Source organism: Roseomonas genomospecies 6 (assembly GCF_008365375.1).
Lineage (GTDB): Bacteria > Pseudomonadota > Alphaproteobacteria > Azospirillales > Azospirillaceae > Azospirillum.
Genome location: NZ_QOKW01000044.1, coordinates 1 through 23301 on the forward strand (window position 1 = coordinate 1; position 23301 = coordinate 23301).

Sequence of the window (23301 nt, forward strand, 5' to 3'; positions counted from 1 at the left end):
CCACGAGTTCGAAGTCGGACGAGGACGCTTCCAGGGTGGGATCGGCCGTCGTGACGACCGGCTTCGGCTCCTCGCCGCCATGGGCGTGGCCCTCGTGGGCAAGGGCGGGAGCGGCGACCGGCGCGGCGACGCTCGCGGCGACGGCGGTCGCGGCAAGGAGGCGTCGGGTGGTCATGGGAGAACTCCGAGGGACTGGTTCATACGGGCGCGGGCGGCGCCGAGCTGGACTTCGGCGGTGGCGCGGGCGAGGTCGGCCTCGAAGGCCGCCTCCTGGGCGCGCACGTACTCGACGAGGCTGATCTCGCCCGCCCTCCGGGCGCGCTCGATGTTCGACAGGCGTGCCCTGAGGGCCGCAGCCCGGTCGCGCGCAATCGACAGGCGCTCGCTCGCCGCTTGGTGGGCGAGGCGGGCTTGCCGGATGTCCGACTCGACCGTGCGGGTCGCGTTGGCCTGCTCGGCCTCGGAGCGGACGACCTCGCTCAGCGCCTCGGCCCGCTTGGGCGCGTTCACGGCCTCGACCGCGAACGGGATGCGGACGGAGACGCCGAACACGGTGTCGTAGCGTTCCTCGCGGCTGTCGCGCTCGCGGCGGGCCATCAGCCCGACCTCCGGGTTGTCGCGCGTTGTCAGGTCCACCAGTTGGCGCTGGGCCTGGGCCGAGCGGACGCCCAGCCGCGCCGCCTGCAGGGAGGGGTGCTGCTCAAGCGGCGGCTCGCCGATGTCCGGCTCCGGTGCCGCCTTCGGGGGCGTCATGCCGGTGAGCGTCCGGAACGCTTGGAGGGCCTCCTCCAGGGCGAGTTCCTCGTCGTGGAGGTCCGTGGCGACGGAGAGGGCTTCGGCGCGGGCCAGTTGATGGTCGGCCTCCGAAATCTCCCCGGCGCGGGCGGTCCGTCGGGTGTCGGCCTCCAATTGGCGGGCGACCTTGAGGCGCTGCCGGGCGAGCTCGGCGCGGCGCTCGGCCAGCGCGACCTGCCACTGGGCCGTCCGGACCTCCCCGGCGACCGCCAGCTGGCGGGCGGCGATCTCGGCGTCGGTGCGCGCCAGAAGCGCGTCGCCCGCCCGGACGGTCGCCGTTCCCTGGCCGGGCAGCCAGAGCGGGACGCCGAGTTCGGCCTCGTACTCGCGCCGTCCGATGTTCCGGTTCAAGTAGTCGCTCGTGTGCCGCAGCGTGACCGCCGGGGCGGCCGGGACCAGCGCCTTCCCGGCGCCGCGCCGGGCGGTGGCCACGGCCCTCTGGGCCTCCAGGCTCCTGACTTCGGGGTTGAGCCTCCAGGCGCCCTCGACCGCGTCCCGAAGCGTCTGCGCTCCGGCCGGGAGCGCCAGCAGGCACACGGCGACGGTCGTTGCCGCCGCTTGCTTCATGAGCGTCCACCCAGAATCACGCACCGAACGACCCTCCCACTCTGGGGTGGTTCGGCCCACGGGAGGAGAGACGCGGAAGCCAACCCGGCGTGACCGCGGCGTAACGCTCGTACTCGGCGCCGAACACCCGGAGGGCTTCCCGCTCCTCGGACCGGGCCAGACGGATGTACATCAGGACCAGCAGCGGGAACATCGCCAGCGTCAGGATGGTCGGCCACTGGAGCAGGAAGCCGAACAGGATGCCGATGAAGGCGATGTACTGCGGGTGCCGGACATGGGCGTACACGCCCGTCGTGGCGAGCCGGTCTTGCTTCTGCGCCGCGTGAAGCACTTTCCAGGCCGCCGAGAGCAGGACGAAGCCCGCGAGGATCAGGACGTTGCTGAGGATGTGCAGCACGTTGAAGTGCGGGTTGCCCTCCAGGCCGAGGACGGTCGACCAGAGGTGCCCGGCATCGTGGGACAGGATATCGAGGCCCGGATAGCGGGTCTGGAGCCAGCCCAAGAGCAGGTAGATGGTCAGCGGAAAGCCGTACATCTCGGTGAACAGGGCCACGATGAAGGCGCTGAACGCCCCGAAGGACCGCCAGTCCCGGGGCGACTGCGGCTTGCCGAAGCTGAAGGCGAAGATGATGAAGATGGCCGAGTTGAGGACGACCAGCACCCACAGGCCATAGGCCGAGGCTTCGTGCGTCATGGCGTGCCTCCCTTGTTCGACCGGTCGGCGTCACCATTCCCGCCGCGGCCGCCATGCCCGTGGCCGCCGTGCATGAACAGGTGCATCAGCGGGCACAGGAGCAGGACGAGAAGCGGAAGCGCGTCGAGCACATGGTCGACGTGGAAGAGTGACAGGTACACGGCCGCCAGGGCGGCCCCGCCGAGTCCGGCCAAGCCGGTCCAGGTCCGGTACCAGGGCGTGCGCTCCTGCGGCTCGGGAGCGTGATGGGTGTGTTCGTGGTGCGTCATGGCCGCCTCCTCACATCATGCCCATGGGGCCGGGGAGCAGCCGGTCCGCGAGCGTCTTCTGCTCGTCGGTCAGCACGGCGTAGAGCGGCTTGGCGGCGGACTCCAGCGCCTTCAGCGCGTCGAGCCGGGTGGCGAGCGCCTTCTGCTGGAAAGCGAGCCGGTCGGGCCAGGAGGAGGGCATGCCGCCTTTGGTCATCTGCTCGTGCATGGCCCGATGGGCCTTGGCGTTCGCCCGCAGACTGTCGGCGAAGGCGTTCCACGGCTGCGCTTGGGCGTCGGTGATCTTGAGTTCGGCCTTCAGGAACGCGATGCGGCCCTCGACGTGCTCGAAGGGCAAGCCCATTCCGCCCTGCTGGCCCATCATCATCTGTCGCATCATGGACATCATGCCGGGCCCCATCATCCCGGCTTGGCCGTCCTGCTGGCCCGACATGCCGCCCATCATCGAGCGCATCTGGTCCATGTTCATCATCATGCCGGGCTGGCCACCCTGCGCCTGGGCGCCGGGCTGGACGATGATGCCGCTGCCCATGCCCTGACCCATCATCGGCGCGTTGCCGGGCGCGCCGGGCTTCGCGCCCGGGGTCGGCTGCGTGGGGGCCGGGGTGGGGGCCGGAGCGGGCTGGGCCTGCGTCGTGGCAGCGGCCCCGTCCGGATGATGGGCGTTGTGGTCCTGGTCCGTGGTGGTCTGAGCCTGGGCTACCGACATCATGGCGGTCAGCGCGAGTGCCGGGAGCATCTTGCGGGTGAGAGACGACATGGCGTCCTCCATCTGAACATCTGGTTCGAGCCATCCCGGACGGACTCCACGCGGGAGCGCCGGGGACGCAAAAGCCAAGCGCACGAGGGCCGGGACCGGCGTCCCTCGCCGAGCCGAGGCTCAGGTCGGGCGCGGGCGGACTCGTGGCGTCAGATGGTCAGAGCGGGGGGGCGGAAAGCCGGGTCGATGCCGATGCCGTCCGGCGTGGCCAGGGCAGGCAGATGCTGGGACGTGTTCAGGCGCGGGGTGAACGCCTCGGCCATCGCAGCGGGGAGGCCTCCGTGCATGGTAACGCACTGAGCGACGCTGCAGCAGGCCCCTTCGTCGAGCAGGCCAAGATCCCCACACGGAGCTTCCTTGTGCTCGTGGTCCGGGACGGTCGCGATGGCGTCGCCATGGTTGTCGACCAGAACGTGCTCGTGAGGAGTCTGGGACGCATGGTGAGGCCCCAGGTTGGCGTGGCTCGGCGCGGCATAGACGAGCAGCGTGGCCAGCATCAGCAGGCTCACCACTACCCTCCTCACCGACGACCGCGTCGCACGCCACATGGCGTTTGCCTCATCTTGTGGGAGCCGTGCGGCACCCCAGTGCCCACCGCACCCTTATGGAAACCTACGACCGTTCCCAGCCCCCTGCAACAACAGATGGCTTCGGCAACGATCCCCACCAAGCGTCGAAGAAGGAGTGCGTCGGAATGTCCCCCGCACCTTCAACCGGGCCGGAGATTCCACAGGAAGAACCCTGCGCCTTCCAGCCGCTGGAAGGTGAAGGACAAAGTCGAACGCGTCTCCTGTCCGGTCACCGGCGCCGCCCTGCCGCAGGCGCAAGGCACCACCGCCCGACCATCGCCCAGTGATGTGTCGTCCGCGGCGGCCTTTCCACGACCGGACGATGACACGGGCGCCGGGTTGACGCCGATCAATTCCCGAACCTACGATACGGGTTACGGTTGGCATGGCTTGGGAGAATCCGGGTCATTGGTGACGATGGCAGACATGACGCGGTTGGGCCACATCTTCGCCGTTCTGGCGTTCGCCTTCGCGCTCCTGGTGGGCGCGACGGGCGGAGCCATGGCGCATGTGGAGGCCCATGGCGGCCCGATTGAGCACAGTTCCCACCACACGCCGTCGCCTTCGACCCCGTTGCACGGCGACTCCCACAAGGCCGCCCTCGTGGTCGTGGCTCCGTGTTGCCCGGCGGCCGAAGCCCCGGCGGACCATGTCGTCGCCGTCGCGGTGACGGCGGTGGAGACGTCCTGGCACCCGCGCCCGGACTACGTCCCGAACGCCCGGGACATCGCGCCGGACACGCCCCCTCCGAAGACCGTCCTCTGACCGGCCGAGCGCCCTGACGCCGTCTGCGTCGGACGCCCGGCCACGCGCCGCCCGACCGGCGGCGTTCGCGAGCGATTCCGACCACGCGACCAGAGGACTCTCACGATGTCCGAGAGGCATTTCACGACCCGTCGCGGCTTCATCGCCGGACTGGGCTTCGGCGCCGTCTCCCTGTACGGCGCCTGGGCGGCATACGGGGCCGCACCGCTCCCCTTCGGCGGCAAGGCGGCCGCTGCCCCCGAACCCGACGCTCACGGTGGTGGGCATGGCGGCCATGGTGCCGCCGAAGCACCCGCCGAGGCCGGTGGCCACGGTGGTCACGGGGCTTCTGCGGGCATGGCGCCCGAGGAGTTCCGTTTCGAACACGACTACTTCATCCAGCGGTACACGCAGAAGGACGGCAGCGTGAACCCGCACGTCAGCGAGGACACGCACAGCCACGCCGCCAAGGGACATGACCACGGCCATGACGCCAGAGGCGAGCCGGTGGACGTCTACCTGATGGCCCGGAAATTCTCCTACAGCCCGGACATGTTGTGGCTGAAGGCCGGGCAGGCGTACCGGTTCCGTATGATGGCGGACGACATCACCCACGGTGCGTCGATCCAGCTGGGTTCCGCCAGCCGCATCATCCGCCTGCGGCCGGGCACGGTCACCGAGCAGACGATCACCTTCACTAAGCCGGGCGAGTACCTCGTGTACTGCACCGTCTACTGCGGCCAGGCGCACGACGCCATGCAGGGCCGCATCGTCGTCGCGTGACCCGGGGAGGCCCCACCATGAATACCATCTCAACGAACGTCGCCCCGGTCGGCTCCAAGCCCACCCTGGCGGCGCGCATCAAAGCCCTGCCGACGCCCGACAAGGCGCTCCTCAAGCTGCTGTTCGGTGCCGCCCTGCTGGCGCTGGTGCTGGGCTTGATCGGAGGCTTTGTGACCGCCCTGGCCCGTGCCGGTGCGCTGACCTTCTTCCCCGACGACGCCTACCGCCTGCTCACCCTGCACGGCGTGTCGGTGTTCTTCTACTGGCTGTACCTGATCCAAGCGGCCCTCCTGCTTGTGCTCGCCGCTGCCGAGAACGGACGCGGGCTGGCGTTGCACCCGTTCGCCTGGTTGGGCGCTGCGCTGATGCTGGCGGGCTTCGGTGTCAGCGAATGGATCTCCTACACCGGCACGCCGCTGCTCTACGACGGCAGCCCGGAACTCGCCGCGGACGATCCGCGCTCGGTCGGGTTCTTCGCGCTGGGCTACCTGCTGCTCTCCGGCGGCTTGGTCGCCTCGGCCGTGAGCGGCATCGCGACGGTGCTCCAGCCCCGGCTGCGTGGCGAGGCGGACGCCTTCACCTCCATCGGCTTCGCGCTGTTCGCCTGGGCGGGGTTCCTGGTGGTCAGCGCCATCGCGGCGACGAACGCCTTCCTGCCGGGCATGCTGTGGTCGCTGGGCGCCGGGCCGTTCCCGGCCGACCACGGCACCGAGTGGCACATCCTGTTCCACAACCTGCACTACCTGCCGCTGATGGCGACGGTGCTGGTGTGGTACGTGCTGACCGAGCACCTGACCGGCGTGAAGTCCATCCACGGCGCCAGGATGTCGAAGGTCGTCTTCGCGGCGTATCTGGTCTTCGTGCCGCCGACCAGCCTCTACCATATGTTCCTGGAGCCGAACCTGTCCGAAGGCGTGCGGGTCGTCGGCTCGCTGCTGTCGCTGTTCGTCTCGGTCCCGACGCTGGCGGCCTTCGCCATCATCGTCTCCTCGCTGGAGGCCAGCGCCCGGGCGCGCGGCGCCACCGGCCTCTTCGGCTGGATGCGCGGGCTGCCGTGGGACAACCCGGCCATGGCGAACATGGGCTGGGCGGTGGTGAACATGATGGTCGGCATCACCTTCGCCTTCGTCTTGATCCAGGGCGAACTGGCGCCGATGCTGTCGGACACCTTCTTCGTCCCCGGCTACTTCCACTTCTTCGCGGTCGGTGTGCTGACCCAGACGTTCCTGGCCGCCATGATGGTCATGCTCCCGGCGTTGAGCGGCGGCAGCCTGTGGCGCCCGGCGGTGCTGAAGCGTATGCCGGTGGTCGTGACAATCGGTCTGGTCATCTTCGGCGCCGCGGGCATCACGGCCGGGTTCATGGGCGTGCCGCGCCGGGTGTTCGACGTGAGCTACGGCGGCATGGCCCCCGCGGCGTGGCCGGTGCTGATGGCCCTGGTCGGCGTCGGCGCCACGGTCTTCGCCGTGGCCATCTCGGTCACCGTCTACGGCGTCGTGCGCACGCTGCTGTCGCGGCGCGCGACGGCTGAACGGGCTCCCGTGGTCGATTGGCAGGCCAGGGCGCGCGGCGTCGGCGCCGCGCCCGCGTGGACCGGGCCGGTGTCGGTCGCCGCGCTGGTCGCCGCCATGTACGTCTTCACCATCGTCGCGTTCCAGCTGATCCAATCCCTGCCGATCATCGCGATCGGCGGCGGGCATGGGCACTGAGCGCAGGAGAAAAGCCATGAAGAACGACGAACTCTGGCTGACCCTGGCCATCGTCACGGTGTGGGCGGGGTTGGCCGCCGTCTACGCCTTCGTCCCCAGCCTCGGGATGCCCGGCTACGTCCGGGTCTGGGGCGGCGGCGCCATCGTGTTCCTGGCGCTCGCCGGGGTACTGATTGCCTTCCGCAAGAGGCCGCGCAAGGGCTGACTGGCGGAGAAGCGGCCGGGAGTGCTCTTGGGCATTCTCGGCCCCGGTGCCGGGTTCTACCTCTCAACCAGAGGCTCAAGCCGCTCTGGCCTTGAATGCAGCCAGGGCAACGGCATCGGCCGCTATGCGCCTCACGCACCAGCGGGCGTAGGTTCCGGCAAGGAGACTGCCGAGGAGGCGCCAGTCCGGCGACGCGGGAGGAGCGTAGTCGATGAACACGCGCAATGCCGAACCGTCGCCCTTGGGTTCGATCTCGAAGCCCATGCGGTACGGACCGATGACCAGAAGCCGGGGGCGCCCCATGGTCTCCCACACCTTGCGCCGCGGCGGATCGCGTTCGGTGACAACCTCGTCGACGCCCAGGGAGATGTCGAGGAAACGGCCGCTCATGCGGATGACCGATCCGACAGCACGCCCCTTGTCCTCGTCGAAGGCGTAGGTCATGCGCCCGCCCAGCGTCATCATGGAAGGCTTCTCCATGTGCGCGGTGAGCCGCGTGTGGTCGTCCAGGCGTTCGAAAAGCTGCTCTGGCGCCATGGCCACCTCGACGGTCGCGGATTCGTGGAACGGGTAAGCCATATCCGCCTACTGCGGAAGCCATCGTTCTCGGGGACGAAATGGTCCGGCAGGGGCACCCCCGGGGCCCCTGCCTCTTCAACAAGCCGCCGTGGCGCGTGTCCCGCCAGCGCCGCTCAGACGAGCGTGCGCGAGATGGCGTGGATGGCCTTCATGCCGCTTCCGAACCGGGCGATGGACTCCCGGTGCGACTCCAGTTCCCCGTACGGCAGGTGGCGGACCTTGAGGTCGGCCACGCGCGAGAAGGCGGGCCGGGCCAGCTGCGTGCGGACCTCCTCCTCGCGGCCGTTCGGCGCCACCAGGAACAGGCCCTCCAGTGCGTGCGCGTCGCCGCCGAGCGCGAGATCGAGCATGCGGACGATGCCCGAGTAGATCGAGGTGGAGTGCTCGACTTCGAAGGCGGCGGCGACGTGCGCCTTCCCGCGGTCGAGCCACAGCACGTCGATGAGCCGGACGGCGTCGGCACCGGGGGCTTTCTCGATCGCCCCCGGCAGGCGCTCAAGGCAGCCCTCGCCGAGCTTTCCGCCGTCGTAAGGCCGCCCACGGTCGTTCGACGCGATCCAGACGTCGTAGTCCAACGCCCTGCCGAGGTCGCGCAGCCAGCCCTGGATTATGGTGTGCGTGCGGTCGCCCGCGCGCTCGGCGGCGGCCGCCTTCGTTGTCTTGGCGCTTTCCTCGCGGACCTTGGCCAGGTCCGCCTCCCAGGTGGCCTGGGCGACCGCGTCGTCCACGCGCGGCGGCGCGGCATACTGGCTCGAACCGACGTCGAACAGCAGGCCGCCGACGGCGCCGAGATCGTTGGAGAGCAGGTCGCGATGCTCGGCCTTGAGCGCCAGGATGTCCTGGCGCATGGCCAGGAACTCGTTGTGGCTTTCGAGTTCGCCACGTCCAGGGGCTTGGGGTTTAGGGAAGGCCACACTCAAAAGCCTTCTTAGGCCCATGTTGGATCGGATCAGAATAGGCCGAGGACACCGGCGTTGCGGTACAGCATGTAGGCGGCGACGGCGAACAGCACGCCCGCGAAGACCTTGGTCAGCGCGCCCTTGCGCGTGGACAGCCCCACCGCGGCCTTCATGCCCGCGAACCCGCCGACCACGCCACCGGCGATGAACAGCGCCGCGACCGTCCAGTCGACAAGTCCCGAGAGCGCGTAGTTGGCCGCCGTGGTCAGGCCGAAGGCGCCCACCGAGAACAGCGACGAGCCGATGGCGTTGAGCACGGCCATGCCGCTGCCGAGCAGAAGGCCCGGGACGATCAGGAAGCCGCCGCCGATCCCGAAGAAGCCCGAAATCGCGCCGGTCAGGAAGCCGATGCCGACCAGCCGCACCGCAATGGACTTGTTGATGCGCACCCCGGGGTCGCCCTCGCTCCCGCGCTTCCTCAGCATGGAGGCGCCAACCGCGACCATCACCAGCGCGAACAGGAACAGCAGGCTCTCGCCGTTGACCGCCTTGCCGAGCGTCGAGCCGACCAGCGCCCCGACCACCCCGGAGGCGGCAAAGGTCGCCGCGCAGGGCCACTTCACCGTCCCGGCCCGGGCGTGCTGGGCCAGGTTGGCGAAGGCGTTCGCCGCGACTGCCAGGGCGCTGGTGCCGATGGCGACGTGGGGGTCCGGCACGCCCACGACGTAAAGCAGCAGCGGCACGGCCAGGATCGACCCTCCGCCTCCGATCAGCCCGAGGGAGAAGCCGACCAGCGAGCCGGACAGGATCGTGAGGAGTTCGGGCATCTGAGCGTTCCAGGTTGGAGAAGGTCACACTGTCGCAGCGCGACGCATGCGGATGGACCGCATCAGGTCATGGGCGCCGATCCCGGCGAGCATGGCGGCGACGAACAGCCCCGCCCCAGGAACACTAAGGCCGAACGCGGCGAGCGCCGGGCCGGGGCAGTAGCCGACCAGCCCCCAGCCGACGCCGAACAGGACAGCGCCGGTCGCGAGTCGGCGGTCGACGGCCGTTGCGGTCGGGCCACGGAACGCCGTGTCGATCAAGGGCGTCCCGCGTCGGCGCGCAAGGGCGAAGCCGACCGCCGCGACCGGGATGGCGGCGGCCATCACGAAGGCGAGGCTCGGGTCCCAGGAGCCCGCCACGTCGAGGAAGTCCAGCACCTTGGCCGGGTCGATCATGGAGGACACCGTCAGGCCGAGGCCGAACAGCAGGCCTGACGCGAGGGCGACGAGCAGGGCGGGCATGGCGGTCAGACTCCGATCAGGTGGCGGGCGACCAAGACGGTGGCGGCGGCGCTGGCCATAAACAGGCCGGTGGCCGTCAGGGAACGCGGCGACAGTCGGGCCAGGCCGCAGACACCATGACCGCTCGTGCAGCCGCTGCCCAGTCGGGTGCCGAAGCCGACCAGCAGACCGGCGACGATCAGAGTGGCGGGGCTGGCGGGCGACGCGGAATGCGGCAGCGCACCGCCTGCCGCGCCGTAGAGCAGCGGCGCCGCCATCAGGCCGACCAGAAAGGCGGCGCGCCAAGCAACGTCGCCGGGGCGCCGCGCGCCAAGGCCGCCGAGGATGCCGCTGATCCCGGCGATCCGGCCTTTGGCAACCCACAGGAGGGCCGCGGACAAACCGATCAGGAGGCCGCCGAGGGCGGCCGAAGCAGGCGTGAAGTTTTCCATGGGTCTCGAAGGTCGGGATTGGGCCGTCATTCGGGGCGAGGAGCGGCACAGAACAGGCGGTAGAGCTCGGTGAGGATGGGGCGGACCCGGTCTGAGCCGATGCGGTAGAAAATGACCGTGCCGTCCCGGCGGGGCGCGACGAGTCCTTCCTCGCGCAGCTTGGCGAGGTGCTGGGACAGGTTGGACTGGGAGAGACCGAGGCGCCGGACGAGCTCGCCAACTGGCACCTCGCCCTCAAGCAGCGAGCACAGGATCATCAAGCGATGGCGGCTCGCGAGCGAGCGCAGGAATGCCTCGGCATAGGCGGCGCGGGCTTCCAACTCGGCGGGGTCCATCGGCGGATCGTTGGGGGTGTCCGGCATAGTTTCCAAATCATTAATTTAGCCTTGACTAATATATGAGGCCGAGCCACCTGTTCAAGCGGTATTGGGAACGGTCCCGCCAGGCCAGCCAGGAGGTCTCCATGAAACCCGACGTGATGCCGCTCTTCGACGAGGCGACCAACACCGTCAGCTATGTCGTCGTCGATCCCGCCACCCAGGCCGCGGCTCTGGTCGACAGCGTGCTCGACTTCGACCCGAAGTCGGGCCGCACCGCAACCGCCTCGGCCGACCGCATGATCGCGCTGGTGCGTGAGCGCGGCCTCACCGTGGAGTGGATCCTGGAGACACACGTCCACGCCGACCACCTCTCGGCGGCACCCTACCTGAAGGAACGGGTCGGCGGCCGCATCGGCATCGGCGAGCACATCCGCGAGGTCCAGAAGGTCTTCCGCGCTCTGTTCAACATGGAACCCGGCTTCGCGGCAGACGGGCGCCAATTCGACCATCTGTTCGCCGACGGCGAGCGGTTCCGGATCGGCGGCCTGGAGGCTCAGGCCATCCACACGCCCGGCCACACCCCGGCGGACATGACCTACCTGATCGGCGACGCGGCCTTCGTCGGCGACACCCTGTTCCAGCCCGACTACGGCACGGCGCGCTGTGACTTCCCAGGCGGCGACGCCCACGCCCTGTACCGCTCGATCCGGCGCATCCTGACCCTACCGCCTGAGACGCGGCTCTTCACCGGCCACGACTACAAGGCGCCGGGCCGGGACGAGTACGCCTGGGAGAACACGGTCGCCGAGCAGCGGGCGCGCAACGTCCACGTTCGGGACGGTGTGGGCGAGGACGAGTTCGTGGCGCTCCGCACGGCCCGCGACCGGACACTGGACATGCCGAAGCTGATCCTGCCCTCGGTGCAGGTGAACGTGCGCGCCGGGCGGTTGCCGCCCGCCGAGGAGAACGGCAAACGCTACCTCAAGATCCCTATCGACGCTCTGTGAGGGGACGGGGCATGACGAACGAGCGCACTAGCGTCCGGACTGAGGATGACCGACGTGGCTCCCAGCGGAACGCTGAGGGCCCGTCAGGGCTCCCCGGTCTCCGGCATCTCCTGGCGGGTCCCGGAGACCAGATCCTCGATCCACGTCGTAGCGGCGACGGCCTGAGGCAGGCCGAGGGTCGGGATCGCCAGGAGCGCCACCTGCCGGATCGCTTCAGGGTCGACGCCTTCGGCAAGCGCGCGGCGGACATGGGAATGGACAGCACCCTCCGAGCGGGCGCCGATCGCCAAGGCCAGCTTCACCAGCCGCCGCGTCGTGTCGTCGAGCGGCCCCGAACGGGCAACGGCGTCCCCGAGTTGGGCGAAGGCGTTCCAGACGGCCGGGTGCCGCTCGGCAAGGCGGCCCGCTCCTGAAGGCAAATTCTGGGTCATGCGATCCTCTCGGCGTTTGTCCGTCCCAGAATGGCTGACTGCGGCAATGGTTCCCTCGGCCGGGGCGGATGTGCTGCACACCGCTCGCGTTGTCCTTTGTGCTTTACTCGTTGAAGAGGGAGCGCCATGGACGGTGTGTCGGGAACCCGAAAGGACCGGGGGTTATGGATGGGGATGATCGTCACCAGGCTTGGCAGCAGTCGTCGGCGTGACCGGTTCATGCTCCGGCCTCTCACGCTGCTCGCCTGGCTCGCCGTCGGCTTGGCCGCCAGCACGGCTGCTGCCGCGGAGCCGCCCATCCGCGTCGGGGTTCTGGCCTACCGGGGCGGCGACCACGCGAACGCCGCCTGGGAGCCGACCGTCCAATACCTGGCCGAGCGGTTCCCCGAGCGCGGCGCGGAGATGATCCCGCTGGATCTGCCCGGCATGGAGGCCGCCGTGCAGGCCCGCACCGTCGACTTCGTTCTGACCAACACCGGCAACTACGTGGAACTCGAAGCGCGCCATGGCGTGACCCGCATCGCCACGCTGCGTTCCTCGCGGGCCGGGGCATCGGGCGCCGCCATCGGCTCCGCCTTGATCGTCCGGGCCGACCGGACCGACATTCGCGAGATGGGCGACATGAAGGGGCGCACCGTCATGGCGATCGACCCCGACGCCTTCGGCGGCTTCCAGGTCGCCTGGGGCGAGATGCTGCAGGCCGGTGTCGATCCTTACCGGGACCTGAAGGAGCTTCGTTTCTCCGGCTTTCCCGTGGACCGGGTCGTCTTCGCGGTCCGCGACGGCGAGGTGGACGTCGGCGTGCTGCGGGCCTGCGTGCTGGAGGAACTGGCCGCGGAGGGCCGCGTGGACCCGGCACGCTTCCGGGTCCTGGCACCCAGGATGTCGCCGGGCTTCGGCTGCGCCCTGTCCACCGACCTGTACCCCGACTGGCCTCTGGCCAGGCTGGCCTCGACGCCGGAGGATCTGGCGAAGGCGGTCGTCGTCGCGCTGTTCCAGATGCCCGCCGATCATCTGGCGGCCAAGGCCGGAGGTTACGAGGGCTGGACCGTGCCGCTCGACTACCAGCCCGTCCACGCGCTGTTCCGGTCGCTGCGCATCGGGCCTTACCGCTACCTGCGCGAGGTCTCGCTCATCGACATCGCCCGCGAGCATTGGGAATGGCTGGCGGTGGGCGCGCTGGCCCTGCTGTGGTGGGCCATCCATTCGCTGCGGGTCGAGCACCTGATCAAGGTGCGCACCGCCGAGCTCCGCGCGGCCAACCGGGACCTCGTCCACGAGATGGCGGAGCGCCGCCGCGCCGAGGAGAACGCCCGCGAGCGGCGCAAGGAGATGGACCACGTCGCCCGCCTCTCCATCCTCGGCGAGATGGCCAGCAACCTGGCACACGAGTTGAACCAGCCCCTCGGGGCCATTGCCAACTACGCCCGCGGCTGCACCCGACGGCTGGAGATGGGGACGGTGGAACCGGCCCAACTGGCGGAGGTCACGCGGGCCATCGCGGAGCAGGCCGACCGCGCCGGACAGATCATCGCGCGCATCCGCAACTTCGTGCGCAAGCGGGCGTCCCAATTGGAACCGACGGCCGTGAACGAGGCCGTCCACGCCGCCATCGCCCTGTGCGAGGGACAGGCGCGCAACGGCAACACCATCATCGCCCGGGATCTCGCCGACGACCTTCCCCTCGTGCTGGCGGACCGCGTCCAGATCGAGCAGGTGGTGCTGAACCTGGTCAAGAACGCCCTCGACGCGATGCAGGACGTGCCGGGCGGCACGGCGGGCGGAAGCGTCCGCACCGTGACCGTCCGCACGGGTCGGGATGAGGAGGGGCGGGTCGAGGTCGCGGTGGCCGACCAGGGGCATGGGATTTCCGAAGAGGCGCGGGCGCGGCTGTTCGATCCCTTCTTCACCACGAAGCCGGGCGGCATGGGGCTGGGGCTGTCGATCTGCCGGACCATCGTGGAAGCCCACGGCGGCCACCTCTGGGCCACCGACAACCCCGGCGGGGGCGCCGTGATGCGCTTCGTCCTGCCCGTCGCGAATGCCAAGCCTCCGGTCGGCAACAAGGAGCAACACCATGCACGCTGATATGAACCACGCTGGCGCATCCCGTATCGTCTATGTCGTGGACGACGACCCCGCGATGCGACACTCGCTAGCATGGTTGATCGGTGCGCTCGGGGTGCCGGTGGCGTCCTTCGCCTCGGGCGAGGAGTTCCTCCGTGCCGTCCGCCCGGACCAGCCGGGATGCCTCGTCACCGACGTGCGGATGCCCGGCATGAGCGGGCTGGAGTTGCAGGATACTCTCGCCCGTGCCGGGTCGCTGCTGGCGGTCGTGGTCATCACCGGCCATGCCGACGTGCCCATGGCGGCGCGCGCCTTCCGCGCGGGCGCGGTGGACTTCATCGAGAAGCCGTTCAACGACCAGATGCTCCTCGACCGGGTTCACGAGGGGCTCGAGAAATCCACCCAGGCCTGGGGGGAGCGGACGCGCAAGGCCCATGTCCGGTCGCTTCTGGCCCGCCTGACGCCGCGCGAGCGGCAGGTCGCCGATCTCGTGGTGGGGGGAAAGCCGAACAAGGTGATCGCCGCCGAGATCAACCTCAGCCTGAAGACGGTCGAGGTCCATCGGCACAATGTGATGGAGAAGCTCGAGGTCGGCTCGATCGCCGATCTCACCCGGCTTCTGCTCGAGGCCGGGTGACGGCTTAACAAAGCGTAACCGGTCCTCAAGAGCGCCCTGCGACATAGTGTCCTTGGGGTAAACCCTAACAAGTCTAGGGTTCCCCCCAATGGGATGGCCCACCCGCCCCCGGTACCTTCGCACCGTAGGGCTCGCGCAACACCGCGGGCCACGGAACATGTGCGAAGGGGTCTGCCATGGACCAATCACGACGCAACTTCTTCCTGGGCGTCGGCGCCGCCACCGTCGGCGCCGCCACCGTCGGCGCGGCCACGCTGGCCCCGGCACCGGCCGAGGCCGCCGAGGCCCGCAAGGGCGGCGACGCGGCGCACCGTTGGGGCATGGTGGTGGACGTGCGCAAGTGCGTCGGCTGCCAGGCCTGTACGGTCGCCTGCATCATGGAGAACGACGTCCCGGAGAACAGCTTCCGCACCATCGTCTCCACCTACGAGGTGACGGAGCAGGGCAGGACCGGCTCCTACATGCTGCCGCGCCTGTGCAACCACTGCGAGGACGCGCCGTGCATCCCCGTCTGCCCGACCGGCGCCACCTTCCAGCGCCAGGACGGGATCGTCGTGGTGGACAACACGGTGTGCGTGGGCTGCGCCTATTGCGTCCAGGCATGCCCGTACGACGCGCGCTTCATCAACCACGAGACCCAGACCGCCGACAAATGCACCTTCTGCGTCCACCGCGTGGACGCCGGGCTGCTCCCCGCCTGCGTGGAGACCTGCGTCGGCGGTGCGCGCATCTTCGGTGACCTGAACGACCCGGACAGCACTGTTTCCAAGCTGATCCGCGAGGAAGACCCCAAGGTCCTGAAGCCCGAGCAGGGCACGCAGCCGCGCGTCTTCTACATCGGCCTCGATCCGAAATTCCAAGGCAAGGTGGACGGCACCCCGACCCTGTGGCGCCCGGCCCGCGAGAAGGAGCACGCGTGATGGACACGAACATCGTCGAGGTCATCAACGTGACCCGCGAGGTCGCGTGGCTTCCCTGGGCCGTTCAATATTTCCTCCTGATCGGCCTATCGGTCGGCGGCGTGCTGCTCAGCCTGCCCGGCTACGCCTTCGCGAGGGACGGGTGGCGCAAGCTGGGGCGCGTCGCCCTGCTGGTGGCGTTGACCTGCGGGCTGGCCGCGCCGGTGGCGCTGCTGTCCGACCTGCACCAGCCCGGGCGCTTCTGGCACTTCTACGTCGTGTTCCGGCCGACCTCCTGGATGTGGTGGGGGTCGGTCTTCATCCCCTTCTACGTCGCGGGCCTGCTGGCCTACGCCTGGGCCTGCTTCCGCGAGGAATTCCAGGAACAGGGCCGGGTGGACAGCCGCTTGGCGGCGTTTTACCGGCTGGTCGCCCTGGGTGGCGGCCGCAACGACCGGTTGATCCGCATCACGGGCGTCGTGGTCCTCGTCGGAGCCGCCCTCGTGGCCCTCTACACGGGTGTCGAGGTCGCCGTGGTCAAGGCGCGCCCGCTGTGGCACACGCCGTTCCTGCCGGTGCAGTTCCTCATGACCGCCCTGGTCGGGGCCGCCGGTCTCGTGCTCGTCCTGAACCGCTTCGCCGCTGTCAGCGACCGTGCGGTGGAGGCTCAGGCGAACCGGCTGCTGGCCGGGTTCCTAGGCGCCGTGATGGTGATCGGCGGGCTGTGGCTGGCGCTCGGCCTGTTCGGGCTTGAGCGGACTCACGCCGAGGCCCTGGACAGCGTGGCGCATTCCGAGGCGTGGCGCGTCACGGCGGTCTGGGCCGTTCTGGCGACCGTCGTGCCCTTCGTCATCGCCGTTGCCAAGCCGATGGGGACCGGCCTGCTTACCGGCCTGATCGCCGTCCACAGCGCCTGGATGTTCCGCTGGACCGTGTTCATCGGCGGCCAGACCGTGCCGAAGACCGGCGCCGGGTTCTACGAGTACGCGCTTCCGGCCGGTCCGGACGGCCTGCTCGGCATCCTGGGCACCGCGGGCCTTTGCTTCTTCCTGCTGCTCGTCATCACCGCCTTCCTGCCGACCCCGCGCCGCCCGGCGCCCCGCCCGTTCAGCGCCGCTCATACCGCCGACCGCGCCGTGGCCGCCGCCGAATGAACACGCAGGGGAGCAAAGGAGTCACCGCCATGTCCATCACCCGTCGCCTCCTCCTGAAGACCACCGCCGCGGGCGGCGCGCTCGCCGCCTTCGTCGGCGGCTTCTCCGAAACCGGCCGCAAGCTGGTGAAGGGCGCCTGGGCCGGGGAGCGGCCCGACCACGCCATTTCCGGCAACGCGCCCAAGCCCGAGTTCCGCGTCGATCCGAAGAGCGGGGACATCGCCCGGACGCCCGGCCAGATCGTCGCCAACGTCGCCTGCCTCGGCTGCACGACGCTGTGCGGCGTCCGCGTCCGCGTGGACGTCGCGAAGAACAAGGTGCTGCGCGTCGCGGGCAATCCTTACAGCCCGTTGTCCACCGACCCCTTCCTGCCCTACGGCACGCCGATCAAGGAGAGCTTCAAGTCTCTGTCGCGGCTGGACGAGAAGGGACTCCAGGGCCGCTCGACCGCTTGCGGGCGCGGCAATGCGGCGCTGGAGATGCTGACCTCGCCGTTCCGCGTCACCACGCCGATGAAGCGCGTCGGGCCGCGCGGGTCCGGCCAGTGGGAGCCAATCGCCTTCGAAAGGTTGGTCGAGGAAATCGCGGAAGGCGGCGACCTGTTCGGCGAAGGGCACGTGGACGGCCTGCGGGCCCTGCGCGACCTGAAGGCGCCCATCGATCCGGCGGCGCCGGAACTGGGGCCCAAGGTCAACCAAGTGGCCCTGCTGTCCTCGGTGAACGATGGGCGCGAGCCGTTCGTGCGCCGCTTCTTCAATCAGGCGCTGGGCACCATCAACTTCGTCGGTCACGGCTCCTACTGCGGCGGCGCCTACCGCTCCGGCTCCGGCGCGGTGTTCGGCGACGCCAAGAAGATGCCGCACGCCAAGCCGGACCTCCAGAACGCCGAGTTCGTGTTGTTCATCGGCACCGCCCCGTCGAACGCGGGCAACCCGTTCAAACGGCAGGCCATGCTGCTCGCCAAGGGGCGCACCGACGGCGTGCTGAACTACGTGGTCGTCGATCCGGTTCTGACCAACGCCGACAACCGCGCGGTAGCCGAGCGGTCCAACTGGGTCCCGATCCGTCCGGGCACCGATGGCGCCCTGGTCATGGGCATGATGCGCTGGATGTTCGAGAACGGGCGCATCGACGCCAATTATCTGTCCCAGCCCAACGGCAAGGCCGCCGAAGCGGCGGGCGAAGCGGGCTGGTGCAACGCCACCCACCTCGTCATCGTGCAGAAGGGCCACCCGCGCGAGAGCCGTATGCTGCGCGCCTCCGACATGGGCTGGGTGACGCTGGACGAGAAGGACCGCTACGGTGACAAGGACGCCTTCATCGTCCTCGATCCCACCGGGACGCCGGTCGCCCATGACGCCCTGATGGGACCGGCGACGCTGTTCCTCGACGGGGCCGTGACGACGCCGTCGGGCGACGTGGCCGTGAAGACCAGCCTAACCCTGCTGCGCGACGAGGCCATGAAGATGGACCTTCGCGGCTACGCTGAGATCTGCGGCATCCCGGCCGACGTCATCGCCGGTCTGGCGCGCGAGTTCACCAGCCACGGCAAGAAGGCCGCCGCCAACGCCCACGGCGGCATGATGGCGGGCAACGGCTTCTACAACGCCTTCGGCGTGGTGACGCTGAACACGCTGATCGGCAACCTGAACTGGAAGGGCGGCACCATCTTCGGCGGCGGACGCTTCCCCGACGAGCAGGACGGCCCGCGCTACAAGCTGGCGACCTTCCCCGGACAGGTGAAACCCTCCGGCATCGCGATCAGCCGCCCCGTGCCCTACGAGAAATCCAGCGAGTTCAAGACGAAGAAGGAGGCGGGCAAGCCCTACCCGGCCAAGGCGCCCTGGTACCCCAACGCGCCGCAGTTGACGACCGAGTATCTGACCAGCGGCGTCGTGGACGGCTATCCCTACCCGTTGAAGGCGCTGTTCCTGTGGAACAGCAACCCGGTCTACGGCATCCCCGGCGTGCGCGCCGCGGTCGAGGCGAAGCTGCGGGACCCGAAGGCGCTGCCGCTGATCGTCGCCATCGACCCCTTCATCAACGAATCCTCGGCCTTCGCCGACTACATCGTTCCTGACACGGTGCTGTACGAGACCTGGGGCTGGGCCGCGCCCTGGGCGGGCGTGCCGACCAAGACCTCGACCGCCCGCTGGCCGGTGGTGGATTCCCGCACCGCCGCGCTGGCGGACGGCCAGCACGTTCAGATGGAGACCTTCCTGATCGCCACGGCCAAGCGCCTGAGCCTACCGGGCTTCGGAGCCGACGCCATCGAGGACATGGAGGGCAACCGGCATCCCCTGGAGCGGCCGGAGGATTGGTACCTGCGCGGCGGCGCCAACGTCGCCTGGCTCGGCAAGCAGCCGGTGCCCGACGCCTCCGACGAGGACATCGCCTGGTCCGGCGTGGAGCGCGTGCTGCCCGCGCTGAAGGCGACGCTGAAGGAGGAGGAGTGGCGCAAGGTCGCCTTCATCCTCGCCCGTGGTGGCCGCTACCAGAACCAAGCCGAGGGTTTCGAGGGCGACAAGGCGACCCACCGCTTCAAAGGCGGGCTGCTGGTCTACAACGAGGCGGTCGGCGCCGCGAAGAGCAGCGTCACCGGCAAGCGGTGGACCGGCACGGCGACCTGGATGCCCCCGGTGTTCGCCGACGGCACCCCGGTCCGACAGGTCCACACGCCGGAGGACTGGCCGTTCCAATTGGTGAGTTCGAAGTCGGTGCTGGTCAGCGCCTACACCATCGCCGCCAGCCGCCTGCGCCATCTGCACCCGGAGAACCCGGTCGGCATCAACGTGGAGGACGCCCGGCGTCTCGGCATCGAGACCGGCGACCGCATCCGCATCGCCACGCCGGGCGGGAGCGAACCGGCGACGGCCATCGTCCGGCACGGCGTCATGCCGGGCGTGCTCGCGGTGGAGCATGGCTTTGGCCACAGGGAGTACGGCGCCCGCCCGCACGTCGTCGGCGGCCGAAGCCAGCCGGACGTGCCGGAGATCGGTGCGGGCATCAACCTCAACGACCTCGGCCTCGCCGATCCCACTCGCAAGGGCGCATCGGTCTGGGTCGATCCGATCGCGGGCACCTCGGTGCGCCAGGGCATTCCCGCCAAGCTGGAGCGCGTCGTGGCGGCATGAGCCCACTCCGGTCGGAGCGGGCGGCCACCCGCTCCGACCGACCACACTGGAGAATCCGATGACCTCTTTGTCAGGTTTCCTGCGCGCCGCGACGGTCGGGGCCATGCTGGCGGCGACGCCCGCGCTGGCCGCCGAGATCGCAGTCGATCTCTCCCCGAACGGCCCGGCCCATCGGGCTTCGCAGGATGTCGTGGAGATCGCTCCCGGCGATACCATCCGGTTCGTCGGGGCAGGCGGCCACCGGGTGGAGTCCATCCGCGGCATGCAGCCCCCGGGCGGCGTCGAGTTCAAGGGGCGGGCCGGGCAGGACCTCGTGGTTACGTTCGACAAGCCCGGCCTTTACGGCTTCCGCTGCAAGGAGCACTACACGCAAGGCGAGGTCGGCCTCATCGTGGTCGGCGACCCGCGAAACATCGTCTCGGCCGCCGCGGTCCGGCACCCCGTCGAGGCCCAGAAGGTCTTCGAGACGCTCTTTCGGAGGTTGCAGGCCGAAGGATGACGGGAAGGCGCGCTTCACCGCCTGGAGAAAACGCCCTTCCAAGTCTCCAAACAGACCGGTTCAGGAGCAGGGCGGGCACGCGGTGCCCGCCCTGCTCCGGCGTCTCCAGCAGACGGCAGCGCATGGAGACTGATAGCAAATTAGCATTTAATCATAAAATGGAGTGGGTGTATGTAGCTGTCAACGAATAGCGATGCAGCCAAACGCCGCACGATGCCCAACGAAAAGACAAAAGAGACTCACAGGAAGGGAAGAGACACCCCATGAAGACCATCAACACGCTGGCCTGCGCGCTCGCGGCCCTGGCCGTCGGCACGATCACCCTCGCCGTGTCGCACGCGGCGGACCCGCAAAAGATTGACCTGACCCAATGGACGCCGCCGGACATTGCGACGGTGAAGGACGACGACCTCGGCAAGCTCGTCAAGTACGGCCACGCGCTGACGACCGAGACCCACAAGCATCTCGGCCCGGAGGCTGCCGACCCGGCCAAGCGGTACGCCGGGAACAACCTGGCCTGCCAAAGCTGCCACCTGAACGCCGGAACGCAGCCCTACTCGATGCCGTGGACCGGCGTGCATGCGGTCTTCCCGCAGTACCGCGCCCGCGAGGACGCGATCAGCACCATCGAGGAGCGCGTCAACGGCTGCATGGAGCGCAGCATGAACGGCAAGGCGCTGCCGCTGGAGAGCACCGAGATGAAGGCGTTCGTCGCCTACATGAAGTGGCTGTCCACCGGCATCCCGGTCGGCGCGAAGATCGAAGGGGCGGGCACTCGGCCGATCAAGGAACCGGCCCGCGCCGCCAACCCGGAACGCGGCAAGCAGGTCTACGCCGAGGTCTGCGCCGCCTGCCACGGCGAGGACGGCCAGGGCGTGCGCAAGGGGCAGGTCGGCGACGGCGAGGGCTATCAGTTCCCGCCGCTGTGGGGGGCGGACAGCTACAACGACGGCGCGGGGATGTACCGCCAACTGACCGCGTCGGCTTTCGTCCACAATAATATGCCGCTGGGCACGACCCACGAGGCGCCGGTCGTGTCGGACGAGGACGCCTACGACGTCATCGCCTTCGTGAACAGCCAGCCGCGTCCCCACAAGGCCAACCTCGACAAGGACTTCCCGAACCGCCTGCGCAAGGCGGTCGACATGCCGTTCCCGCCGTTCGCGGACGGCTTCCCGGCCGAGCAGCACAAATACGGCCCCTACGATCCGATCCGCGCCAAGCTGAAGGAGTTGCCGCAGGCGACGCAGTAAACGGTCAGGCGACCCCTCGGCGGAGGAGCCTGCGGGGCTTCTCCGCCACTCCTGTCAGCCACCAGAGTGAACCTCGCGTTCGACGCGCGTCAGCAGGTCGGTGAAGAAGGTCACGTCCTCCGGCGTCAGGCCCAGCTTGGCGTGGCGGGGCAGGAACTCGGCCACGGGACGGCCGCTCTCCAGCCCGTGCAGCACGCCGTCGCGGACCACCAGCGATTCCCGGGCCAGATCGGCGGCGGACTCGTGGCAGCGGCCGCACCGTTCCTTGAAGCGCGGTCCCGTGCTGGCTTGGGCAAGCAGCATCTCGTACATCGGCCGCACGAGGTTCTGCGGCAGGTGATGGTTTTGCAGGAAGACGATCAGGTCGTCCGTATGATGGCGGCCCTGGAGCTTGCCGTCCTTCACGGTGAGGAACCGTTGGGCGAAGGCCCCGGCGTGGGAATGGCAGTCCCCGCAGGTCTGGTCCCAAAACTGGTGCAGGTCGGTCGCCTTGCCCGGCGATGTCGCAAGGAGCAACGGAACCAGGAACGGCAGCGCAAAGACGGTTCTCATGCCGTGTCTCTTCGAGAAGCAAGGAATCAACCGACCGCGGGCAGCATGGCACATTTCCTCATCGGATAGTACCCCCCTCCATACGTAGAACACGGCGGCCCGCGCCAGATACAGCCGTCTTTCACCGCACGACGGCGGTGGCCAACGGGTGGCTCCTGGACACCGCGCCACTCTCCCTGCGCAGGGCGATCACCGCGCTGCACGCTTGTCCACCACTCCGGGAATGTCCTGAGCAGGCCGTGGGAACCTGCCCTTGAGGGCGTCCACGCCTTCTTGGGGGCGGGCTGCGGGCACAAGATCTTGTCGGGCACGACGGCGTTCCGCGGTCGACATGTTCATCTCGCGATCGCGGGTCTCGACCAGCCCAGGCTGAGCCTCGCCGTCACGGTTGAACGACCAGGCCAGCATGGGAGGGCCGTAGGGCATCCGGTCACCCGGTTGCGTGCCCTTCTCGGACTGCCATGTGTGACAGGTCTTGCCATAGCTGTTCATCTTGCTCTTCATCAACTCGTGCTCGGCGACGTCGGGCAGGTTCGGCGCCACCAGCTGTCCGGACAGGATCTCACCATTGTGGGGGTGCCAATACCGGCGCTCCTGCCGCGGCAACTGCTCGAACAGGCGCTCGGAGATGATGTACTCGACACCCGTCAGGTTGGCGCTCGCGGTGTTGCCGTCGAACAACGCGCACTGGGCGAAGTCTTCATTCACCTGGCGGCAGAAGTGGTGCGCCTCCATCTGGTGGTCGGGCTCGTTCTTCATGGGATGGAAGCCGACGAGGTAAACATCCATCCCGCCGAGCGGCGCGTTGCTTTGAAGCACCGCCGCCCCGGCCTCGAGCACGTTGGTCTTCGTGCTCTCGGCGCCGCCCTGCGGGCTGACGGACGGCGCCACGCTTCCTGTGCCGGTGCAGGCGGCAAGCGCCACCACGAGCGCGAGGGACAGAGCGGTTCGGTGATGCGGTATGACCATGGTCCCGTCCTTAAAAAGTGGAGAGTCGAAGCTCCGGGGCTGCATGGAACGGACCTTCCGCACGCCCCGGAGAAGACAGGATGGAA

26 protein-coding genes are annotated in these 23301 nt (G+C 69.1%); 12 read left to right on the top strand and 14 right to left on the bottom strand.

Features of this window, described 5'->3' with window-relative positions; translation table 11 throughout:
- Positions 1–171: 171 nt before the first annotated feature.
- The 5 genes from DS843_RS28925 to DS843_RS28945 form a co-directional block, all read right to left on the bottom strand.
- A complete protein-coding gene (locus DS843_RS28925; protein WP_149472279.1) occupies positions 172–1362 on the bottom strand; it encodes a TolC family protein in 1191 nt (396 codons plus the stop codon).
- A gap of 16 nt (positions 1363–1378) precedes the next feature.
- Complete coding sequence (locus DS843_RS28930) at positions 1379–2056, bottom strand: methyltransferase family protein (RefSeq protein ID WP_149472280.1); 678 nt, start codon at positions 2054–2056, stop codon at positions 1379–1381.
- Positions 2053–2325 (bottom strand): DUF2933 domain-containing protein, encoded by a 273-nt coding sequence (locus DS843_RS28935; RefSeq protein WP_149472281.1) that lies wholly within the window; start codon positions 2323–2325, stop codon positions 2053–2055. The genes DS843_RS28930 and DS843_RS28935 overlap by 4 nt, the downstream gene beginning before the upstream one ends.
- A 10-nt stretch (positions 2326–2335) precedes the next feature.
- Positions 2336–3085, bottom strand: coding sequence for a Spy/CpxP family protein refolding chaperone (locus DS843_RS28940; RefSeq protein WP_149472282.1), 750 nt, complete (start codon positions 3083–3085; stop codon positions 2336–2338).
- Positions 3086–3234: 149 nt separating this feature from the next.
- On the bottom strand, positions 3235–3594 hold the full coding sequence (locus DS843_RS28945; protein ID WP_149472283.1) for a hypothetical protein: 360 nt from the start codon (positions 3592–3594) through the stop codon (positions 3235–3237).
- Between the two features lie 486 nt (positions 3595–4080).
- Here DS843_RS28945 and DS843_RS28950 point away from each other — a divergent pair, with 486 nt between their 5' ends.
- The 4 genes from DS843_RS28950 to DS843_RS28965 all read left to right on the top strand — a co-directional run bounded on the left by DS843_RS28950 (position 4081) and on the right by DS843_RS28965 (position 7095).
- Complete coding sequence (locus DS843_RS28950) at positions 4081–4419, top strand: hypothetical protein (protein ID WP_149472284.1); 339 nt, start codon at positions 4081–4083, stop codon at positions 4417–4419.
- Between the two features lie 105 nt (positions 4420–4524).
- Positions 4525–5181, top strand: coding sequence for a cupredoxin domain-containing protein (locus tag DS843_RS28955; RefSeq protein ID WP_149472285.1), 657 nt, complete (start codon positions 4525–4527; stop codon positions 5179–5181).
- A gap of 17 nt (positions 5182–5198) precedes the next feature.
- A complete protein-coding gene (locus tag DS843_RS28960) occupies positions 5199–6890 on the top strand; it encodes a cbb3-type cytochrome c oxidase subunit I (protein WP_149472286.1) in 1692 nt (563 codons plus the stop codon).
- A gap of 16 nt (positions 6891–6906) precedes the next feature.
- A complete protein-coding gene (locus tag DS843_RS28965; RefSeq protein ID WP_149472287.1) occupies positions 6907–7095 on the top strand; it encodes a hypothetical protein in 189 nt (62 codons plus the stop codon).
- Positions 7096–7170: 75 nt separating this feature from the next.
- On the opposite strand, the gene DS843_RS28970 is transcribed toward DS843_RS28965, so the two are convergent.
- The 6 genes from DS843_RS28970 to DS843_RS28995 form a co-directional block, all read right to left on the bottom strand.
- On the bottom strand, positions 7171–7674 hold the full coding sequence (locus tag DS843_RS28970) for an SRPBCC family protein (RefSeq protein WP_149472288.1): 504 nt from the start codon (positions 7672–7674) through the stop codon (positions 7171–7173).
- Positions 7675–7787: 113 nt separating this feature from the next.
- Complete coding sequence (locus DS843_RS28975; protein WP_149472289.1) at positions 7788–8522, bottom strand: hypothetical protein; 735 nt, start codon at positions 8520–8522, stop codon at positions 7788–7790.
- Positions 8523–8623: 101 nt separating this feature from the next.
- Positions 8624–9400: a sulfite exporter TauE/SafE family protein gene (locus tag DS843_RS28980; RefSeq protein WP_149472290.1), complete on the bottom strand. Its 777-nt coding sequence runs from the start codon at positions 9398–9400 to the stop codon at positions 8624–8626.
- Between the two features lie 24 nt (positions 9401–9424).
- Positions 9425–9862 (bottom strand): DUF6691 family protein, encoded by a 438-nt coding sequence (locus DS843_RS28985; RefSeq protein ID WP_149472291.1) that lies wholly within the window; start codon positions 9860–9862, stop codon positions 9425–9427.
- Between the two features lie 5 nt (positions 9863–9867).
- On the bottom strand, positions 9868–10293 hold the full coding sequence (locus DS843_RS28990; protein WP_149472292.1) for a YeeE/YedE family protein: 426 nt from the start codon (positions 10291–10293) through the stop codon (positions 9868–9870).
- A gap of 26 nt (positions 10294–10319) precedes the next feature.
- Positions 10320–10655, bottom strand: coding sequence for an ArsR/SmtB family transcription factor (locus DS843_RS28995; RefSeq protein ID WP_286192389.1), 336 nt, complete (start codon positions 10653–10655; stop codon positions 10320–10322).
- 101 nt (positions 10656–10756) lie between these two features.
- On the opposite strand from DS843_RS28995, the gene DS843_RS29000 reads away from it, so the two are divergent.
- Positions 10757–11620 carry an MBL fold metallo-hydrolase gene (locus DS843_RS29000; RefSeq protein ID WP_149472293.1) on the top strand — a complete coding sequence of 288 codons (864 nt, stop codon included), beginning with the start codon at positions 10757–10759 and terminating at the stop codon, positions 11618–11620.
- A gap of 83 nt (positions 11621–11703) precedes the next feature.
- Here the strand turns inward: DS843_RS29000 and DS843_RS29005 are convergent, their stop codons facing one another.
- Positions 11704–12051, bottom strand: a complete 348-nt coding sequence (locus DS843_RS29005) for a carboxymuconolactone decarboxylase family protein (RefSeq protein ID WP_149472294.1) — start codon at positions 12049–12051, stop codon at positions 11704–11706.
- A 219-nt stretch (positions 12052–12270) separates the two neighbouring features.
- On the opposite strand from DS843_RS29005, the gene DS843_RS29010 reads away from it, so the two are divergent.
- The 7 genes from DS843_RS29010 to DS843_RS29040 all read left to right on the top strand — a co-directional run bounded on the left by DS843_RS29010 (position 12271) and on the right by DS843_RS29040 (position 21694).
- Positions 12271–14139 carry a sensor histidine kinase gene (locus DS843_RS29010; RefSeq protein WP_149472295.1) on the top strand — a complete coding sequence of 623 codons (1869 nt, stop codon included), beginning with the start codon at positions 12271–12273 and terminating at the stop codon, positions 14137–14139.
- Positions 14129–14755, top strand: a complete 627-nt coding sequence (locus DS843_RS29015) for a response regulator transcription factor (protein ID WP_286192390.1) — start codon at positions 14129–14131, stop codon at positions 14753–14755. Before DS843_RS29010 ends, DS843_RS29015 begins: the two co-directional genes overlap by 11 nt.
- A 176-nt stretch (positions 14756–14931) precedes the next feature.
- Positions 14932–15675: a sulfate reduction electron transfer complex DsrMKJOP subunit DsrO gene (gene dsrO / locus DS843_RS29020; protein ID WP_149472296.1), complete on the top strand. Its 744-nt coding sequence runs from the start codon at positions 14932–14934 to the stop codon at positions 15673–15675.
- Positions 15675–16808 (top strand): NrfD/PsrC family molybdoenzyme membrane anchor subunit, encoded by a 1134-nt coding sequence (gene nrfD / locus DS843_RS29025; protein ID WP_149472297.1) that lies wholly within the window; start codon positions 15675–15677, stop codon positions 16806–16808. The genes dsrO and nrfD overlap by 1 nt, the downstream gene beginning before the upstream one ends.
- Before the next feature lie 29 nt (positions 16809–16837).
- The gene (locus DS843_RS29030; protein WP_149472298.1) at positions 16838–19942 is read left to right on the top strand and encodes a molybdopterin dinucleotide binding domain-containing protein; all 3105 of its coding nucleotides are present in this window, start codon (positions 16838–16840) and stop codon (positions 19940–19942) included.
- A 58-nt stretch (positions 19943–20000) separates the two neighbouring features.
- Positions 20001–20441: a plastocyanin/azurin family copper-binding protein gene (locus DS843_RS29035; RefSeq protein WP_149472299.1), complete on the top strand. Its 441-nt coding sequence runs from the start codon at positions 20001–20003 to the stop codon at positions 20439–20441.
- Between the two features lie 263 nt (positions 20442–20704).
- Complete coding sequence (locus DS843_RS29040; RefSeq protein ID WP_149472300.1) at positions 20705–21694, top strand: c-type cytochrome; 990 nt, start codon at positions 20705–20707, stop codon at positions 21692–21694.
- A gap of 54 nt (positions 21695–21748) precedes the next feature.
- Here DS843_RS29040 and DS843_RS29045 read toward each other — a convergent pair whose 3' ends face one another.
- Both DS843_RS29045 and DS843_RS29050 read right to left on the bottom strand, forming a co-directional pair.
- The gene (locus tag DS843_RS29045) at positions 21749–22246 is read right to left on the bottom strand and encodes a hypothetical protein (protein ID WP_149472301.1); all 498 of its coding nucleotides are present in this window, start codon (positions 22244–22246) and stop codon (positions 21749–21751) included.
- 189 nt (positions 22247–22435) lie between these two features.
- Positions 22436–23215 (bottom strand): OBAP family protein, encoded by a 780-nt coding sequence (locus DS843_RS29050; RefSeq protein ID WP_149472302.1) that lies wholly within the window; start codon positions 23213–23215, stop codon positions 22436–22438.
- Positions 23216–23301: the final 86 nt, after the last annotated feature.

Bases quoted from the DNA above. Each gene is read 5' to 3' on its own strand.
- DS843_RS28990 (WP_149472292.1), bottom strand. From the start codon at position 10,293: ATGGAAAACTTCACGCCTGCTTCGGCCGCCCTCGGCGGCCTCCTGATC.
- DS843_RS29040 (WP_149472300.1), top strand. From the start codon at position 20,705: ATGAAGACCATCAACACGCTGGCCTGCGCGCTCGCGGCCCTGGCCGTC.
- DS843_RS29045 (WP_149472301.1), bottom strand. From the start codon at position 22,246: ATGAGAACCGTCTTTGCGCTGCCGTTCCTGGTTCCGTTGCTCCTTGCG.
- dsrO (WP_149472296.1), top strand. From the start codon at position 14,932: ATGGACCAATCACGACGCAACTTCTTCCTGGGCGTCGGCGCCGCCACC.
- DS843_RS28965 (WP_149472287.1), top strand. From the start codon at position 6,907: ATGAAGAACGACGAACTCTGGCTGACCCTGGCCATCGTCACGGTGTGG.
- DS843_RS28955 (WP_149472285.1), top strand. From the start codon at position 4,525: ATGTCCGAGAGGCATTTCACGACCCGTCGCGGCTTCATCGCCGGACTG.
- nrfD (WP_149472297.1), top strand. From the start codon at position 15,675: ATGGACACGAACATCGTCGAGGTCATCAACGTGACCCGCGAGGTCGCG.
- DS843_RS29050 (WP_149472302.1), bottom strand. From the start codon at position 23,215: ATGGTCATACCGCATCACCGAACCGCTCTGTCCCTCGCGCTCGTGGTG.
- DS843_RS28950 (WP_149472284.1), top strand. From the start codon at position 4,081: ATGACGCGGTTGGGCCACATCTTCGCCGTTCTGGCGTTCGCCTTCGCG.
- DS843_RS28970 (WP_149472288.1), bottom strand. From the start codon at position 7,674: ATGGCTTACCCGTTCCACGAATCCGCGACCGTCGAGGTGGCCATGGCG.
- DS843_RS28925 (WP_149472279.1), bottom strand. From the start codon at position 1,362: ATGAAGCAAGCGGCGGCAACGACCGTCGCCGTGTGCCTGCTGGCGCTC.
- DS843_RS28980 (WP_149472290.1), bottom strand. From the start codon at position 9,400: ATGCCCGAACTCCTCACGATCCTGTCCGGCTCGCTGGTCGGCTTCTCC.
- DS843_RS28995 (WP_286192389.1), bottom strand. From the start codon at position 10,655: ATGCCGGACACCCCCAACGATCCGCCGATGGACCCCGCCGAGTTGGAA.
- DS843_RS28975 (WP_149472289.1), bottom strand. From the start codon at position 8,522: ATGCGCCAGGACATCCTGGCGCTCAAGGCCGAGCATCGCGACCTGCTC.
- DS843_RS28985 (WP_149472291.1), bottom strand. From the start codon at position 9,862: ATGCCCGCCCTGCTCGTCGCCCTCGCGTCAGGCCTGCTGTTCGGCCTC.
- DS843_RS29010 (WP_149472295.1), top strand. From the start codon at position 12,271: ATGCTCCGGCCTCTCACGCTGCTCGCCTGGCTCGCCGTCGGCTTGGCC.
- DS843_RS28940 (WP_149472282.1), bottom strand. From the start codon at position 3,085: ATGTCGTCTCTCACCCGCAAGATGCTCCCGGCACTCGCGCTGACCGCC.
- DS843_RS28935 (WP_149472281.1), bottom strand. From the start codon at position 2,325: ATGACGCACCACGAACACACCCATCACGCTCCCGAGCCGCAGGAGCGC.
- DS843_RS29015 (WP_286192390.1), top strand. From the start codon at position 14,129: ATGCACGCTGATATGAACCACGCTGGCGCATCCCGTATCGTCTATGTC.
- DS843_RS29000 (WP_149472293.1), top strand. From the start codon at position 10,757: ATGAAACCCGACGTGATGCCGCTCTTCGACGAGGCGACCAACACCGTC.
- DS843_RS29030 (WP_149472298.1), top strand. From the start codon at position 16,838: ATGTCCATCACCCGTCGCCTCCTCCTGAAGACCACCGCCGCGGGCGGC.
- DS843_RS28960 (WP_149472286.1), top strand. From the start codon at position 5,199: ATGAATACCATCTCAACGAACGTCGCCCCGGTCGGCTCCAAGCCCACC.
- DS843_RS29005 (WP_149472294.1), bottom strand. From the start codon at position 12,051: ATGACCCAGAATTTGCCTTCAGGAGCGGGCCGCCTTGCCGAGCGGCAC.
- DS843_RS28930 (WP_149472280.1), bottom strand. From the start codon at position 2,056: ATGACGCACGAAGCCTCGGCCTATGGCCTGTGGGTGCTGGTCGTCCTC.
- DS843_RS29035 (WP_149472299.1), top strand. From the start codon at position 20,001: ATGACCTCTTTGTCAGGTTTCCTGCGCGCCGCGACGGTCGGGGCCATG.